The sequence below is a fragment of the Ruegeria sp. AL12 genome (assembly GCF_056540885.1).
Genome location: NZ_JBQFXN010000150.1, coordinates 1 through 628, shown reverse-complemented (window position 1 = coordinate 628; position 628 = coordinate 1). Strand labels below are relative to the sequence as shown.

Annotated in this window: 1 protein-coding gene; it reads right to left on the bottom strand. The window is 57.3% G+C overall.

Annotation, left to right across the window (positions count from 1 at the left end; translation table 11 throughout):
- Positions 1-628: ABC transporter permease (locus ACR0C6_RS21930; RefSeq protein ID WP_480621284.1), on the bottom strand; the 628-nt coding region annotated here is incomplete at both ends.

Here is a 628-nt window from a genome sequence, read left to right as displayed (position 1 = left end):
CCGGCGGCGTAGCAATTCGACCGTTGTCAACAGCGCGATCGAGATCACCACAAGGATCGTGGCCACCGCCAGAATGGTCGGGCTGATCTGTTCGCGCAGACCGGTGAACATCTGCCATGGCAGGGTCTTTTGGCTGGCCGAACCGACAAACAGCACCACGACCACTTCATCAAACGAGGTGATGAAAGCAAACAAACCACCCGAGATCACGCCTGGCAGGATCAGCGGCATCTGGATCTTGAAGAAGGTCCGCACCGGCCCTGCCCCCATGTTGGCAGCCGCACGCGTCAGTGAACGATCAAAGCTCACAAGCGTGGCGGTCACAGTGATGATCACGAACGGGATACCCAGAACGGCGTGCGCCAGGATGACTTTCAGATAACCCACAAAGTTCTTGTTCATGCCCAGCGTGCCTTCAAGGAACCGACCGATATCGCTGTAGAAAAAGAACATGCCAGTGGCCGAGATGATCAGCGGAACGATCATCGGCGAAATCAGGATACCCATGATAGCACGGCGGCCGGGGACGTGGCTCTGGCTGAGACCAATGGCCGCCAAGGTGCCAAGCGAGACCGAGATGATTGTGGCAATCGGGGCAATGATCAGCGAGTTCTTGAAGCTGCGTTGC